General features: G+C 55.3%; 16 protein-coding genes. 11 read left to right on the top strand and 5 right to left on the bottom strand.

What is annotated here, in order from left to right:
• The first annotated feature begins 36 nt into the window (after positions 1-36).
• From AC1QQ2_RS04345 to AC1QQ2_RS04330, 4 genes are all read left to right on the top strand, one after another.
• The gene (locus tag AC1QQ2_RS04345; protein ID WP_479712222.1) at positions 37-1158 is read left to right on the top strand and encodes a bifunctional 2-C-methyl-D-erythritol 4-phosphate cytidylyltransferase/2-C-methyl-D-erythritol 2,4-cyclodiphosphate synthase; all 1122 of its coding nucleotides are present in this window, start codon (positions 37-39) and stop codon (positions 1156-1158) included.
• Complete coding sequence (locus tag AC1QQ2_RS04340) at positions 1155-1652, top strand: phosphatidylglycerophosphatase A family protein (protein WP_479712221.1); 498 nt, start codon at positions 1155-1157, stop codon at positions 1650-1652. Before AC1QQ2_RS04345 ends, AC1QQ2_RS04340 begins: the two co-directional genes overlap by 4 nt.
• Positions 1649-2128 (top strand): CinA family protein, encoded by a 480-nt coding sequence (locus tag AC1QQ2_RS04335; protein ID WP_479712220.1) that lies wholly within the window; start codon positions 1649-1651, stop codon positions 2126-2128. Before AC1QQ2_RS04340 ends, AC1QQ2_RS04335 begins: the two co-directional genes overlap by 4 nt.
• A 154-nt stretch (positions 2129-2282) precedes the next feature.
• Complete coding sequence (locus tag AC1QQ2_RS04330; protein WP_438986800.1) at positions 2283-3443, top strand: ammonium transporter; 1161 nt, start codon at positions 2283-2285, stop codon at positions 3441-3443.
• Between the two features lie 33 nt (positions 3444-3476).
• Here AC1QQ2_RS04330 and hpt read toward each other — a convergent pair whose 3' ends face one another.
• On the bottom strand, positions 3477-4019 hold the full coding sequence (gene hpt / locus AC1QQ2_RS04325; RefSeq protein ID WP_067545061.1) for a hypoxanthine phosphoribosyltransferase: 543 nt from the start codon (positions 4017-4019) through the stop codon (positions 3477-3479).
• A gap of 142 nt (positions 4020-4161) precedes the next feature.
• Here hpt and AC1QQ2_RS04320 point away from each other — a divergent pair, with 142 nt between their 5' ends.
• Entirely contained in the window at positions 4162-4605 is a 444-nt protein-coding gene (locus tag AC1QQ2_RS04320) for a type II toxin-antitoxin system RatA family toxin (RefSeq protein WP_479712219.1), read from the top strand.
• A 36-nt stretch (positions 4606-4641) separates the two neighbouring features.
• Here AC1QQ2_RS04320 and lipA read toward each other — a convergent pair whose 3' ends face one another.
• Positions 4642-5592 (bottom strand): lipoyl synthase, encoded by a 951-nt coding sequence (lipA, locus tag AC1QQ2_RS04315; RefSeq protein ID WP_105235071.1) that lies wholly within the window; start codon positions 5590-5592, stop codon positions 4642-4644.
• 172 nt (positions 5593-5764) lie between these two features.
• On the opposite strand from lipA, the gene AC1QQ2_RS04310 reads away from it, so the two are divergent.
• Positions 5765-6313 carry a redoxin family protein gene (locus AC1QQ2_RS04310; protein WP_479712218.1) on the top strand — a complete coding sequence of 183 codons (549 nt, stop codon included), beginning with the start codon at positions 5765-5767 and terminating at the stop codon, positions 6311-6313.
• Here the strand turns inward: AC1QQ2_RS04310 and AC1QQ2_RS04305 are convergent.
• Entirely contained in the window at positions 6310-7242 is a 933-nt protein-coding gene (locus AC1QQ2_RS04305; RefSeq protein WP_479712217.1) for a LysR substrate-binding domain-containing protein, read from the bottom strand. The two genes, AC1QQ2_RS04310 and AC1QQ2_RS04305, sit on opposite strands and share 4 nt — an antisense overlap.
• Before the next feature lie 41 nt (positions 7243-7283).
• Complete coding sequence (locus AC1QQ2_RS04300; protein ID WP_479712216.1) at positions 7284-8366, bottom strand: DUF6456 domain-containing protein; 1083 nt, start codon at positions 8364-8366, stop codon at positions 7284-7286.
• Between the two features lie 224 nt (positions 8367-8590).
• Here AC1QQ2_RS04300 and AC1QQ2_RS04295 point away from each other — a divergent pair, with 224 nt between their 5' ends.
• Positions 8591-8890, top strand: coding sequence for a DUF6477 family protein (locus tag AC1QQ2_RS04295; RefSeq protein ID WP_105235069.1), 300 nt, complete (start codon positions 8591-8593; stop codon positions 8888-8890).
• A 21-nt stretch (positions 8891-8911) separates the two neighbouring features.
• On the opposite strand, the gene AC1QQ2_RS04290 is transcribed toward AC1QQ2_RS04295, so the two are convergent.
• The gene (locus tag AC1QQ2_RS04290; RefSeq protein WP_105235068.1) at positions 8912-10462 is read right to left on the bottom strand and encodes a trimethylamine methyltransferase family protein; all 1551 of its coding nucleotides are present in this window, start codon (positions 10460-10462) and stop codon (positions 8912-8914) included.
• Between the two features lie 146 nt (positions 10463-10608).
• Between AC1QQ2_RS04290 and guaA the strand changes: the two genes are divergently transcribed.
• The 4 genes from guaA to AC1QQ2_RS04270 form a co-directional block, all read left to right on the top strand.
• Positions 10609-12168 (top strand): glutamine-hydrolyzing GMP synthase, encoded by a 1560-nt coding sequence (guaA, locus tag AC1QQ2_RS04285; protein ID WP_105235067.1) that lies wholly within the window; start codon positions 10609-10611, stop codon positions 12166-12168.
• Complete coding sequence (locus AC1QQ2_RS04280) at positions 12165-12452, top strand: putative quinol monooxygenase (RefSeq protein ID WP_479712215.1); 288 nt, start codon at positions 12165-12167, stop codon at positions 12450-12452. The genes guaA and AC1QQ2_RS04280 overlap by 4 nt, the downstream gene beginning before the upstream one ends.
• A gap of 235 nt (positions 12453-12687) precedes the next feature.
• On the top strand, positions 12688-13788 hold the full coding sequence (locus AC1QQ2_RS04275) for an OmpP1/FadL family transporter (protein WP_479712214.1): 1101 nt from the start codon (positions 12688-12690) through the stop codon (positions 13786-13788).
• Between the two features lie 99 nt (positions 13789-13887).
• Positions 13888-14389: DMT family transporter (locus tag AC1QQ2_RS04270; protein ID WP_479712213.1), on the top strand; the 502-nt coding region annotated here is incomplete at its 3' end.

Below are 14389 nucleotides of genomic sequence, written 5' to 3'. Positions count from 1 at the left end.
GGCGCTTAAGACTGAGTAAAACGAACCGAGGTTTTAATGACGACAGCAGCATTGATTGTGGCGGCGGGACGCGGTGTCAGAGCGGGCGGCGATATCCCCAAGCAATGGCAAAGCATCGCGGGCGAGATGATCCTCACGCGGTCTATTGCTCGTTTTTCTAGCTGTGATCTTGTAGTCGTTGTTCTTCATCCCGACGACATGGATCGTGCTACTGAATTGACGGGCTGCCGCTGTGTTGCCGGTGGCGCGACCCGCGCTGCCTCTGTTCGGGCGGGGCTTGAGGCGATGGTTGAAACCGCACCTGATTTCGTATTGATCCACGATGCAGCGCGTCCATTGGTGCCCCAAGCTGTAATTGACCGTGTTGTCGCCGCTCTGACTACCCACCAAGCAGCGGCGCCGGCCCTCGTGGTGACAGATGCCCTCTGGCGAGGGGATGCCGGAACCGTCATTGGCACGCAGGATCGCAATGGCCTATACCGCGCACAGACGCCGCAAGGGTTTCACTACCATCCAATCCTTGCGGCCCATCGCAGCCTAGTTGGCGACGCTGCGGATGATGTGGAGGTTGCACGGCGGGCTGGGCTTGACGTTGCGATCGTGGCGGGCGACGAGACGAACATTAAAATTACGGCTCCCGAAGATTTTGCGTGGGCCGAAGCAATATTGAGGGCCGACATGGATATTCGCACTGGCAACGGGTTTGACGTTCACGCTTTTGAGGACGGCGATCATGTCTGGCTCTGCGGCGTAAAAATCCCGCATGACAAGGCGCTCAAGGGTCATTCGGACGCGGACGTTGGGATGCATGCGGTGACGGATGCGATCTACGGCGCGCTTGGGATGGGCGACATCGGCCAACATTTTCCGCCCTCCGATCCGCAATGGAAGGGTGCCGCCAGCTATATTTTCCTCGAACACGCATGTGCCTTGGCGCGTGAAAACGGCTTTACCATCACTCATGTTGATTGCACGCTGATCTGCGAACGACCCAAGGTCGGTCCGCACGCAGCGGCGATGAAAGCGGAAATGGCGCGGATCATGGGGCTTGATAAGACGCGTGTGAGCGTCAAGGCAACCACATCAGAACGGCTCGGCTTTACAGGTCGCGAAGAAGGTATCGCATCGATTGCAACAGCAACATTGGTGAAACTATGAAAGAACTCGCTCGTCTCGCTGTAACCGTCTTTTACGTCGGCCTCTTGCGCGCTGCCCCCGGCACGTGGGGATCGTTGGCCGCCCTACCCTTTGCTTGGGCGATTTATCAAATCGGTGGCGTTTGGTTCTTTGCTTTTGCGATTGTCGCTGGGTTCCTCAAGGGGCTGTATTTCACGAACATCTACATCGACGGCAAAGAAGATCACGACCCGTCCGAGGTCGTTATCGACGAAGTTGTCGGCCAGTGGGTCGCCCTTGCGCCCGTGATCTACGGTGCATCGATGATGAACATCGACGTAACCCGTCTCTGGCCGGGTTGGGTCTGTGCATTCATCTTCTTCCGCCTGTTTGACATTACAAAGCCCGGCCCTGTTGGTTGGGCAGATCGCAAAGGTGGCGCAATGGGCGTTATGCTCGACGATGTGATTGCGGGTGTCTTTGCCGCGATTGTGACCATCGGCTTTGCGGCGCTGTTTCATCTGGTGCTGATGTGAGCCGCGCTGCCCGCCTTCTCGAAATTTCACGCGCCAAAGGTATCGTCATCGCCACAGCGGAAAGCTGCACAGGTGGGATGGTGTCTGCTGCAATCACCGATATCGCGGGGAGTTCGGCAATCTTTGATCGGGGTTTTGTCACCTACACCAACGATGCAAAAATCGCGATGTTGGGTGTCCGTGCAGAGACGCTTGATGCCTTTGGTGCAGTGAGTGAACAGGTCGCTGATGAGATGTGCCGCGGTGCGCTGGCACATTCCAACGCAACGCTTGCCGTGTCGATCACGGGGATCGCTGGCCCCGGTGGGTCCGACTTCAAACCCGAAGGCCGTGTCTGTTTTGGGATTACCAACGGCACAGAAACACAGACCGAAACCGTTGAGTTTGGCGCCTTGGGCCGCGAAAACGTTCGGCTAGCAGCGCGGGATCATGCGCTTGATCTCTTACTTAGGGCCACAGATTCAGTGTTGCCCTGATTTTAATCGTAGGACCCTGTGACTGCCCAATATTTAATCACTTACAAAACTGCTGAATATTTTATCACGATATTCCGCGATTGCGCCTTTCCTAAGCACTTCGAATCCTGCCTTTGCCCACCATCAACGGGAAAACCCAATTCTGGAGGGGACAATGAACGGAGCGGATACCGCCTGGATTCTTGTGGCCACTGCGCTTGTGCTATTCATGACACTGCCGGGCCTTGCACTGTTTTATGGGGGCCTTGTCCGCGCCCGTAACGTATTGAGTGTGTTCATGCACTGTTTCACAGTTGCCTGTCTGATGAGTGTTCTGTGGCTTGTCGCTGGCTACTCAATTGCATTTGGCGGCGAAGGCGCCTTCTGGGGCGGCCTGTCCAAGATGTTCCTCGCTGGCGTTGATGCAGATACCGTTTCGGGCACCATCCCCGAAGTGCTGTTCTTTGCCTTCCAGATGACATTCGCAATCATCACCCCTGCCCTGATCATCGGCGCATATGTCGAACGTATCGGCTTTGGGTTCGTGCTCGCCTTCTCGGCTGCTTGGATGTTGCTGATCTACGCACCCGTCACCCATTGGATTTGGGGCGGTGGTTTCCTTGCACAGATGGGCACTGTCGATTTTGCGGGTGGTATCGTGGTTCACGAAACCGCTGGCCTCGCAGCGCTTCTTCTCGCGCTGGTCCTTGGTCCGCGTAAGACAAAGCACACCCCTCCGCATAATCCGGGCCTCGTGTTTATCGGCGCTGGCATGCTCTGGGTTGGCTGGTTTGGCTTCAACGGTGGCTCGGCACTGGCAGCAAACGGTTCAGCTGCAATGGCGATCACCGTGACCCACCTCTCGGCTGCGACCGCTTCGCTGTCTTGGGCGCTTTGGGAACGTATTAAATTCGGTCGTGCTTCGCTGGTCTCTATCGTGACAGGTTCGATTGCGGGTCTTGCATCGATCACCCCAGCGGCTGGCTCTGTCGGCCCTGTTGAGGCCCTGATCATCGGCGCAATCGCTGGCGTCCTCTGCCAAGAAGCCGTTGTCCTGATCCGTGACAAACTAAAGATCGACGACTCGCTCGACGTTTTTGCGGTTCACGGGATTGGCGGTATCTTCGGCACGATCATGCTCGCTGTCTTTGGCGCTGCCACATGGACGGCTCAGCTTGGCGCTCTTGCAATCGTCGGTATCTTCACCGTCGTTGGCACGCTGATCATCATCTACGTGGTCAAACTGATCTTCCCGATCCGTGTTGATCTAGAGACCGAAACAAACGGCCTCGACCTATCGGTTCACGGCGAACGCGCCTACGAACTGAACTCCTAAAACGATCAGGGGGCCGATTGGCCCCCTTTTCATTTAGTCCTGTACGAATTTCACCGACCCAATAAACGGCAAATTTCGGTTCCGCTGGGCAAAGTCGATACCGTAGCCGACAACGAATTCATCGGGGATTTCAAAGCCAGTCCAATCCGCCTTAAACGGCACCTCGCGACGCGCCGGTTTATCCAACAGCGCAATCGTGCGTAACCGCGCGGGTTTGCGGGTTTTGAGATACTCAGTCACCTTAGACAGCGTGTGACCTGTGTCGATTATATCCTCGACTACCAGAACATCGCGACCTTCGATCTGACCGCGTAGGTCTTTGAGGATGCGAACTTCGCGGCTGCTCTCCATTCCATCGCCGTAAGATGACGCCTCAAGGAAATCGACCTCAATCGGCAATCCAATCTCGCGCACCAAATCCGCGATAAACACGAACGACCCACGCAAGAGCCCAACGACAACCAGTTTGTCAGTGTCTGCGAACTCTGTCTCAATCACCTTGGCGAGGGCTTCAATCCGGGCCGCAATGGCCTTTGCGGAAATCATCTCGTCAATGACATAAGGACGGTTGGGCATCTGACTCTCCGTTAGTTTCGCCTCTTTGTCTGAAAACAGTCCGCCTATGTCAAAGTCGAATTTGGCTATGTGGCGAAATGGCCCTCTTGCATCGCGGGCTGTGGTCCGTAAGTAAAGACGCGATAAAACCGATGAGGCCAAAATGCCAAGCCACGCTGAGACAAAGGTTCTGCCCTACACCGCACAACAGATGTTCGATCTGGTTGGCGATGTGGCGAGCTACCCAAAGTTCCTTCCGTGGACGGCAGGTGCGCGCATTCGGTCGGTGACTGATCACGGCGATCATGCGGTCATGCTGGCGGACCTCGTCGTGTCGTTCAAAGTCTTCCGCGAAAGCTTTGGGTCGCGCGTCACGCTCTGGCCAGAAAAGATGCAGATCGACACAGCCTACATCGACGGCCCGTTCAAGCACCTGAATTCCGTCTGGAACTTTCGCGATGTTGAGAGTGGCTGCGAAGTCGCATTTTCAGTGGATTTTGAGTTTAAGAACAAACTGCTCCAAGGGGCGGCTGGCATGTTCTTTAACGAGGCGATGTCGCGGATCGTGAAAGCGTTCGAGGACCGTGCGGGCGTACTTTACGCATAAACGAAAACGGCCCGCCGTAGCGGACCGTATGAAGGATTAGGCGAGGCCCAATTTCTTATTTCGCGCGTCCCGCAAACGCGCAAAATCGTCGCCTGCGTGATAGGACGAACGCGTCAGCGGTGTCGCTGAAACCATTAGGAACCCTTTGCCGTAGGCAGACTTTTCATAAGAGCCGAATTCCTCTGGTGTGATAAACGCGTCAACGCGGTGGTGTTTCGGCGTCGGCTGAAGGTATTGGCCAATGGTCAGGAAATCCACATCCGCCGACCGCATGTCGTCCATCACCTGTAGCACTTGCTGCCGCTCTTCACCCAAACCGACCATGATGCCCGATTTGGTGAACATCGACGGGTCGAGCTCTTTCACGCGCTGCAAAAGGCGCAGCGAATGGAAATAGCGCGCCCCTGGACGAACCTCGTGATACAGGCCCGGCACCGTTTCGAGGTTGTGGTTGAACACATCGGGCTTCGCCTCAACAACGATTTCCAGCGCCTCAGGACCACATTTCAAGAAGTCAGGTGTCAGAACCTCGATCGTCGTCTCAGGCGACCGATGGCGCACAGCACGGATTGTTTGCGCGAAATGTTCCGCACCTCCGTCATCCAGATCGTCACGGTCGACAGAGGTAATCACAACGTGGTTCAGGCCCAGCTTTTGCACTGCATCCGCAACACGACCCGGTTCAAACACGTCGAGAGCGTTCGGTTTGCCCGTCGCTACGTTACAGAATGTGCAGCCACGGGTGCAAATCTCGCCCATGATCATCATGGTGGCGTGACCTTGGCTCCAGCATTCGCCAGCGTTCGGGCATGCGGCTTCTTCACAGACGGTCGCGAGCTTGTGGTCGCGCATAATAGCGGCGGTTTTCTTATACCCGTCAGAAGTCGGTGCCTTAACACGGATCCACGACGGCTTTTTCGGCTGAGCGTTGTCTGGGCGGTGCGCCTTTTCAGGGTGCCGCTGATCCGGAATTTTAAGATCGCGCATGGGACCTCCTCCTGAGCCATGATGGAACCGAAATAGTCTCTTTATGAATTGAAAGCAATGAATGGCAGCTATGCGCCATTTGAGGGTTCGGTCTGAATTGTGGCTTGGGTAGAATCATTCTAAACAGCGGACAGAATTGCTGCACTGCAGAGCAACCTTTTAGGAGAGACAGATGAAAGTTGGTTACACGCTTCCCGACGTAACGTTTAAGACCCGTGTTCGTGATCAATCCGTTGGCGGCCCGAACCCGTTCCGCTGGCAGGACATGACCACTGCGGATTATTTTGCGGGCAAGCGCGTTGTTCTTTTCTCGCTGCCGGGCGCGTTCACCCCGACCTGCTCGACATACCAACTTCCGGGTTTTGAGAACGGTTTTGCAGATTTCGCGGCAGAAGGCATCGATGAAATCTACTGCATGTCCGTGAACGACTCGTTCGTGATGAACAAATGGGCGCAGGATCAGGGTCTGAAAAACGTCAAAGTCATTCCTGACGGTTCGGGCGAATTTTCCCGCCGCATGGGTATGCTGGTGCGCAAAGATAACCTCGGCTTTGGTCTGCGCTCGTGGCGCTATGCCTGCGTTGTCAATGATGGCGTGATCGAAGCATGGTTCGAAGAGCCGGGCCTCAGCGACAACCACGGTGAAGACCCTTACGGCGTATCTTCGCCTGAAACCGTGATGGCGTGGCTCAAAGAAGCCAACACAACCGCAGCAGCCTAAGGCTGACTGACGTGTCGGGCATGGGTCAAAAGCCCCTGCCCGGCATTTGTTAGAATACCCGCCAATTCGGTAAACCACCCATCATCCGTCGTGGTTTCCCGTCGCACCAAGGCAAGCGTGCGTTTTGGCTCTGCCCCTTTGAACCGCATCAAAGACAGCCCCGATTGCGCGGCTTGTTCGGTTCGAACGGCAATCTCTGGTAACAGCGTCAAACCGAACCCCTCGGCCACGAGGCCACATAGGGTCGAGAGCGATGACGCACCGAGATCAACGCGACCGCGACCACGTAACCCGCAAACCTCTAGCGCTTGATCGGCAAGGCAATGACCTTCGTCGAGGAGCAGCAGTTGATCAGGCACAATCTCGGTCGGGCGCAGCGCCTCCCCTCGGTCGGCTAAGGCCGCCAGCCGCCCCTTTGATCCGGCCAGCAGAAACCGATCGTCAAACAGTAGATGCGCGACGAGCCCCTTTTCCCCGATCGGTAGCGCCATCACCGCGGCATCGAGGCGTCCCCGTTTCAGTTCTTCGATCAATCGGTCGGTTTGCGCCTCTCTTATCCGAAGCTCTAACATCAAATCGCGTGCCCGAATTTCGGTAACGGCAAGCGGCAAAAGATACGGCGCGACGGTTGGAATAACGCCCAACTTGAGGCTCCCCGACAGGCCTTTCTGATCACGGACCGCTTTTTCTAGGTCTGCTACCTCTGCCATGATTTGACGCGCCCGATCCACGGCAACCTGTCCTGCCCGCGTTAGTCGAACTTCACGCGGCAAGCGTTCGAAGAGATCAACGCCAAGGTTGCTCTCTATCTCTTTGATTTGAAGCGACAAAGCAGGTTGCGAGACGTGAACGCGTTCGGCCGCGCCAACAAAGCTACCTTCTTCGGCCAGAGCGATCATATAGCGGAGTTGTTTGAATGTGGTTCGCATCAGGTGAACTTATTTGAAACTCAACTTAGGGCAAGTTTTCATTATCCGATTTTCGGCGCGTATTGGCCCTGCTCATCGTAATGACGCTTTAATCGTTGTAACGCGATGCGGAGCACGATTTTACCCGAACGCGCGGCCCAGCCCATTTTGCGTTCTGCTGCCTCTAACCCCTCAAGGTAGCAACAACAGCGCAATGCGACGTCACCCAGCCCCGGGCCGAGATCATGAAGGGCCGACAGAACACGCCGCCCCGCACCATCCAATTGAATTTCCGTCCCAGCGGGAGACATGATTAAGGCTGCCCAATCCAATTGGGAGTTCGCCTCAATATTTGCTAACTCGAAATCTTCGCGGAGCCGTTCCCCTGCGGTCACCAAATCCCGCGTCAGAAAAGGTTGCCCATCTTTCCCGCGTCGACGCGAAAGCCCAACTAGCGGACTTTCCGCAATTGTCACCCGCCCCGCCGTCCGAACGTCGTCAAAGAACCGCTCATCCATGGACGAAATGAACGGACTTTGCTGCTCAGCAAACCCACTGGTTTCGATCATTTGGCGAATTGCGGCGCGGCCGGTATTGGTGATCCGATAGCGGACAATGCGGGCTTCGGGATCGTCGCAACATATCCAATCGCGCAGCGCAAAGGCCTGCGCGACCGCGCGTTCCGTCACCGCCGTGCGCATTGTGCCACCGCTAGGATCATCCCGCACGACGACCGCCATTTCCATGTCGCGAGCAACCGCCAGAACGGCACCCGTTTCACATAGACGCCGCAGGATACGGTTTGCTTCACGGGTGATTTGGTCTTCGGTCAGACCATCAGGTTGCGGGTTTGGATCATTGCGCAGTTCGACATTCATAAAGGCTGTTTCCCCATCTGACGCTTGAGACCGCGCAGGCATATGCCCCGCTAGCCGTCTGAGTGCATCGTCGACCAATGGATCGTCACGTCGGTTTTCGAACCGTCGCACTTGGCGCAAAATCGTTGAGGCATGGCAGTCGCTCGCCCGTGCCAATGCCCGTATGGAAAGCCCCGTTTCGGTATGCGCCAGATAGTTCCGTGCGGCATCGGGCACCCACGCAGGCAGATGCGTGACGATGGCCACCCTTTCAGCAGTTACAGTCATAGTGTTCCCCAGATCGTCCATCCCACGTCAGGGCGCAGCGCCCTTAACACTTTTTCAACCTATAATTGCGTTAGTTACCTAAATGTTAAGGAAACCGCGCCATATCATAATGGTTTCAAAAAGATAAATTCTGGTAGCAGGACCGAACGCTGAAATTCGAACACACGCAACACGGGAAAACCTGTGTCAGGATATTCCAAATTCTGACGCGAAAGGACTGACCGATGTTGGATATCTTTGGAATGGTTGCGGCGCTCAATCGTCCGTCGCTTTTGGTGCGGACGGCGCGATTTGGTGTGGATGATTACAAACGATCAATCCACCTGCCCCGCATTTTGCGCAGCCCATCATTGCCTAAATGCGCAGAGGCTTTGGTCAAACTGTTGGAGCTAGAGCGGAGGATGAATGATCATCGGCTTGCCGCACGGGCCGAGTATTCGATTGCAAAGCACGTCGAGGTTCTGATTGCGATCATGGCCGAAGCACGCGACCTGCGTGCCAATGCAAAACCCCGCAGCGTTTGAAGCGCTGCGGGGCTGATTGTCTTAGGTAAAGCTGTCAGGCATCGACGCTTTCTTGTTCGCGACATACTCGCGAAGCGCGCTTTCGATAGCTGGATCGAGAACCGGTTGACGGTAGTTTTCGATCATCTTTTCGACGCGATTGGCAGCGAGTGCACGGGTGTCACGTGCGCCTTCTTCGTCCCAAGTCTCAAACGGCTTGTAGTCAAAGAGGTCAGAGCGCCAGAACGCAGTCTGGAAGTTCGCCTGAGTGTGTGCGCAGCCAAGGTAATGACCGCCAGGGCCGACTTCGCGGATCGCATCCATCGCTTGGCCGTTTTCGGACATATCGATGCCGCGAGCCAGACCATGCAGAGCGCCGAGCTGATCAGCGTCCATCACGAACTTTTCGAAGTCTGCAACAAGACCGCCTTCGAGCCAACCACAAGCGTGAAGCATGAAGTTCACGCCAGCCATGAGGCCCATGTTCAGCGAGTTCGCAGTTTCATAAGCTGCCTGAGCGTCAGGCAGTTTCGAACCACAGAACGAACCAGCAGAACGATACGGCAGGTTCAGACGACGTGCGAGCTGACCAGCACCGTAGGTGATCAGAGCGGCCTCAGGTGTACCAAAGGTCGGAGCGCCCGACCCCATGTCGATCGAGGTCACGAACGCACCAAAGATCACTGGCGCGCCTTTGCGGACCAGCTGGCTATAAGCCACGCCTGCCAGAACTTCGGCCAGAACCTGTGTCAGCGTGCCAGCAACAGAAACCGGAGCCATTGCGCCGCCAACGATGAACGGCGATATGATGCAAGCTTGGTTATTGCGAGCGTAAACTTCGAGTGCACCCATCATGATGCTGTCGAAAGTCATCGGCGAGTTGATGTTGATGAGCGAAGTCATCACGGTGTTTTCTTGAACGAACTCTTTGCCGAACAGGATTTCACACATTTCAACCGAATCTTGCGCACGGCTCGGTTCGGTCACAGAACCCATGAACGGTTTGTCCGACAGGGTCATGTGCGCCAGAAGCATGTCGAGGTGACGCTTGTTCACCGGAATATCGGTCGGTTCGCAAACGGTGCCGCCTGAGTGGTGAAGCCATTTGGACATGTAGCCCAGTTTCACGAACTTCTCAAAGTCTGCCATGGTCGCGTAACGACGACCACCGTTGCTGTCGCGTACGAACGGCGGGCCATAAACCGGAGCCAGAACGAGGTTCTTGCCACCAACTTCAACGTTGCGCTCGGGGTTACGAGCGTGCTGAATGAATTTCGACGGAGCGGTTTTGCACAGTTCACGAGCAAGGCCGCGGGGAATACGAACGCGTTCTCCCTGAACGTCTGCGCCTGCTGCTTTCCACAGTTCGAGCGCTTCAGGGTTATCGACAAAGTTCACGCCGACTTCAGCGAGAATCGTTTCGGCGTTTTTCTCGATGATTTCCAGTGCCTCGTCGTTCAGAACTTCGAGGTTAGGAATGTTGCGTTCGATGTATTTTGCCGTTTCGACGCTGACGGCAGACCGTTCCGCACGACGGGCAGCACCGCCACCCCCACGTCCACGACGACCACGAGCCTCTGCAACATCCGACATATGTATCCCTCCGGTAGGTGTTTAACGTTCAATACCGCGCCAAAAACACACGAGGTGCGGATTTTGCGTCCTATCGGGGGCAAAAGCGACATTTCCCTATCGACAATACGCTTGCGGTTTAGTGGCCACGGCCCTATTCCGCAGGCATGACCCAGCATCAACGCCTCCTTATCATCGACTTCGGTTCTCAGGTGACGCAGCTGATCGCGCGCCGCCTGCGTGAGCTGAAGGTTTACTGCGAAATCCACCCCTATCAGTCGGTCACCGCTGAAACCATTCGTGAGCTTGCTCCGAAGGCTGTGATCCTCTCAGGTGGTCCTGACAGCGTGACGCGCGACGGCTCTCCCCGCGCGCCGCAAGAACTCTTTGACATGGGCCTGCCGATCTTTGGGATCTGCTACGGCCAACAAGTTATGATGGAACAGCTCGGCGGTAAGGTCGAAGCTGGACATCACGCTGAATATGGCCGTGCTTTTGTAACCCCTGCTGAGGGTCACAAAGGCGACGGGATCTTTGCTGGTCTCTTTGGCGAAGGCAAAGAACAGGTTTGGATGTCGCACGGCGACCGCGTCACGAAACTCGCCCCTGGGTTTGAGGTCATCGGTGTTTCGCCGAACGCCCCTCTTGCTATGGTCGCGGATGAAGCGCGCAAGTTCTACGCTGTCCAGTTCCACCCCGAGGTGCACCACACCCCGAACGGCGCCAAGATGCTGGAAAACTTTGTCAAAATGGCTGGGTTCACTGGCGATTGGACAATGGCGTCTTACCGTCAGGAAATGATCGAAAAAATCCGCGCCCAAGTCGGTGACAAACAAGTCATCTGTGCTCTGTCGGGCGGCGTCGATTCTTCGGTCACGGGTATTCTCTTGCACGAAGCGATTGGCGACCAGCTGACCTGTGTGTTCGTGGATCACGGTTTGCTGCGCTTGAACGAGGCTGAACAGGTCGTCGCGATGTTCCGTGACAACTACAACCTGAACCTCATTCATGCGGACGAAAGCGAGCTGTTCCTTGGTGAACTCGAAGGCATTTCCGATCCTGAGGTGAAGCGCAAAACCATCGGTAAGCTCTTTATCGACGTGTTCCAGAAATACGCGGACCAGATCGAAGGCGCAGAGTTCCTTGCCCAAGGCACGCTTTATCCGGACGTGATCGAATCCGTGTCCTTCTCGGGCGGTCCTTCGGTCACCATCAAATCGCACCACAACGTGGGCGGTCTGCCTGAAAAGATGGGCCTGAAACTGGTCGAACCGCTCCGTGAGTTGTTCAAAGACGAGGTTCGCGCGCTTGGTCGTGAACTCGGACTGCCAGACAGCTTTATCGGTCGTCACCCCTTCCCTGGTCCGGGCCTCGCGATCCGTTGCCCAGGTGAAATCACCCGCGAAAAGCTGGAAATCCTGCGCAAAGCGGATGCCGTCTACATCGACCAGATCCGCAAGCACGGTCTCTATGATGAAATCTGGCAGGCCTTCGCTGCGATCCTTCCGATGCGCACCGTGGGCGTCATGGGCGATGGGCGGACCTACGACTACGCCGTTGCGATCCGCGCTGTGACCTCGGTCGACGGCATGACCGCAGACACCTACCCGTTCACGCAGGAATTCCTCGGTGAAACAATGACCCGCATCATCAACGAGGTGAAAGGCGTGAACCGCGTGTTCTACGACCTCACGTCCAAGCCTCCGGGAACGATCGAGCTAGAATGATCGAACTCACGGGATATATTGTTGTCCCCGAAGGGCGGCGCGAGGCAATCGCGGCCGCCCTTCCGCTTCATATCGAACTCACCCGCGCTGAAACGGGCTGTGTGCGGTTCGATGTAACCCCTGATCCCGATGTTGCAGGCCGTTACAACGTGTCCGAACTCTTTACCGATGGTGAAAGTTTTGATGCGCATCAGGCGCGGGTAAAAGCCTCTGCGTGGGGTGAAATTTCGGTTGGAATTCCTCGTGAATATGCAATCCGCGAACGTCCTGATCTCGAAAAATAAAGTAAACTGAACGGTTTATTTGATGCGGTGCCGCAACAGATTTGACCAACTGTCAAATTATCCGCGCGCCTATCCGTCTGTTAATCTTCCGTTTACCATGTCCCCTGTTACCTTAAGTCATGAGAAACATCTTACGCGGCGTCAGAATTGACCGATCAACTTTCGGTTAGCTAACGTTCACGTCATGGGAGAAGGAGACCGTCAGCTTACGTGACGGTAATCAGGGATCAAAAACATGAAAAAGTTTACAGGCGCAGGCATCGCCCTGCTACTCGGCACCACCGCAGCCTACGCAGGCGGTATGGACCGTTCCGGCCAGAGCATCACCGCTCTGTTCGAAGAAGGCACCTACGCAGAGATTTCGTTCGGATCGGTGAGCCCGGATGTGACGGGTACAGGGATCGACCACGCGTTGGCACCTACTACAACCTCCGCTGCTTCAGGTAATGTTGCTGGCAGTTACACTCAAATTGGTCTTGCATATAAAACTGACCTTAACGATGACTGGTCATTGGCGCTTATTATGGACCAGCCGTTCGGAGCGAATGTTGATTATTCAACAGCCGGCTACGCACTTGTTGGAACCAACGCTGAAGTGACTTCGAAGGGATATACACTCCTCGCCCAGTACCATGTTGATGACAACATGAGTGTATACGCAGGTCCTCGTATTGTGTCCGCAGAAGGCAACTACACACTTACACAACCGATCGGGAACCCTCTCGCAGTAGCGTATACATCGACCTACTCAGCAGATTCTGATATAGGGTATGTCGTCGGTGCGGCATATGAGATCCCCGAAATTGCATTGCGGGCGGCTCTTACCTACTCGTCCGAAACAAACTTTGCTCTAGACGGCACTTCTGGTGATCTAACCGCTACTATGCCACAATCCGTCAACTTGGATTTCCAGACTGGCGTTGCGGCAAACACTCTCGCGTTTGCAAACATTCGATGGGCAGATTGGTCAGAGGCGCACCTTACTGACTCGAACCCAGCGAGTACAACTGACGGTACTGGTGTTCTTTCTGACTTTAACAACGAAGACGTGACAACCTACACCGTCGGCATCGGTCGTAAATTTAGCGATAATTTCGCTGCTCAGTTTGCGATTGGTTATGAAAAAGAAAGTGGCTTAGCAGCGAGCAACCTCGCACCAACAGATGGTTATATTAGCTATTCTATTGGCGGTGCGTACACGTTTGATAACGGAATGGAGCTTTCAGGTGGCATCCGTTACGTGGAATTGGGCGATGCAAGAACGCAGACTATCAACTCTAACTTCACCGATAACTCCGCAACAGCAATCGGTCTGAAGCTGGCATACAACTACTAATCCCAGCCGATAAAATTCCGAAAGCCCCGCCATTGTGCGGGGCTTTTTTGTGTGGTTTTGTCTTTTTGATCAAATATCGAGGCGCCGATGACTCCGCAGATGCGACTATCACCTAAGGCATGGGGCATGATCCTCATTTTGGCGTTGATTTGGGCGGGATCATTCCTTGCCAATCGCGCGGCGATTGAGAGCATCGGCGTTTACACGACTGTCGCGTTTCGGGTCACGGGCGGGGCGATGGTGCTCTGGCTTTGGATATATGCCAGCGGTGCAAAGGTGCCCAAACAAGCCCGATATATCCCGATATTCCTGATGCATGGGCTTCTGAATAACGCCCTGCCCTTTACCCTCATTGTTTGGGGACAACAGTTTATCGACAGTGGTTTGGCGAGCATTCTTAATGCAACAACTGCGCTTTTTACGGTGCTGTTGGTGCCCATTTTCTTTGCGGATGAGCGCCTCACCCTGAACCGTTTGGTCGGTGTGCTCATCGGCTTTGCCGGAGTGGTCGTGGTGATCGGTTTTGATGCGTTCCGGAACCTAAACCTCAGCGCGTTGGGGCAATGGGCGATCCTTGGCGCGTCACTGTCCTATGCACTGT

This window comes from Aestuarium sp. (assembly GCF_023253315.1).
In the GTDB taxonomy this organism is placed as follows: Bacteria; Pseudomonadota; Alphaproteobacteria; order Rhodobacterales; family Rhodobacteraceae; genus Marivivens; species Marivivens donghaensis.
This window is presented reverse-complemented; position numbering and strand designations above follow the sequence as displayed.

Excerpts from the sequence above, each read along its gene's own strand:
- AC1QQ2_RS04330 (WP_438986800.1), top strand. The coding sequence starts at position 2,283 with ATGAACGGAGCGGATACCGCCTGGATTCTTGTGGCCACTGCGCTTGTG.
- AC1QQ2_RS04310 (WP_479712218.1), top strand. The coding sequence starts at position 5,765 with ATGAAAGTTGGTTACACGCTTCCCGACGTAACGTTTAAGACCCGTGTT.
- AC1QQ2_RS04290 (WP_105235068.1), bottom strand. The coding sequence starts at position 10,462 with ATGTCGGATGTTGCAGAGGCTCGTGGTCGTCGTGGACGTGGGGGTGGC.
- hpt (WP_067545061.1), bottom strand. The coding sequence starts at position 4,019 with ATGCCCAACCGTCCTTATGTCATTGACGAGATGATTTCCGCAAAGGCC.
- AC1QQ2_RS04295 (WP_105235069.1), top strand. The coding sequence starts at position 8,591 with ATGTTGGATATCTTTGGAATGGTTGCGGCGCTCAATCGTCCGTCGCTT.
- AC1QQ2_RS04340 (WP_479712221.1), top strand. The coding sequence starts at position 1,155 with ATGAAAGAACTCGCTCGTCTCGCTGTAACCGTCTTTTACGTCGGCCTC.
- AC1QQ2_RS04300 (WP_479712216.1), bottom strand. The coding sequence starts at position 8,366 with ATGACTGTAACTGCTGAAAGGGTGGCCATCGTCACGCATCTGCCTGCG.
- AC1QQ2_RS04280 (WP_479712215.1), top strand. The coding sequence starts at position 12,165 with ATGATCGAACTCACGGGATATATTGTTGTCCCCGAAGGGCGGCGCGAG.
- AC1QQ2_RS04345 (WP_479712222.1), top strand. The coding sequence starts at position 37 with ATGACGACAGCAGCATTGATTGTGGCGGCGGGACGCGGTGTCAGAGCG.
- AC1QQ2_RS04305 (WP_479712217.1), bottom strand. The coding sequence starts at position 7,242 with ATGCGAACCACATTCAAACAACTCCGCTATATGATCGCTCTGGCCGAA.
- lipA (WP_105235071.1), bottom strand. The coding sequence starts at position 5,592 with ATGCGCGATCTTAAAATTCCGGATCAGCGGCACCCTGAAAAGGCGCAC.
- AC1QQ2_RS04320 (WP_479712219.1), top strand. The coding sequence starts at position 4,162 with ATGCCAAGCCACGCTGAGACAAAGGTTCTGCCCTACACCGCACAACAG.
- guaA (WP_105235067.1), top strand. The coding sequence starts at position 10,609 with ATGACCCAGCATCAACGCCTCCTTATCATCGACTTCGGTTCTCAGGTG.
- AC1QQ2_RS04275 (WP_479712214.1), top strand. The coding sequence starts at position 12,688 with ATGAAAAAGTTTACAGGCGCAGGCATCGCCCTGCTACTCGGCACCACC.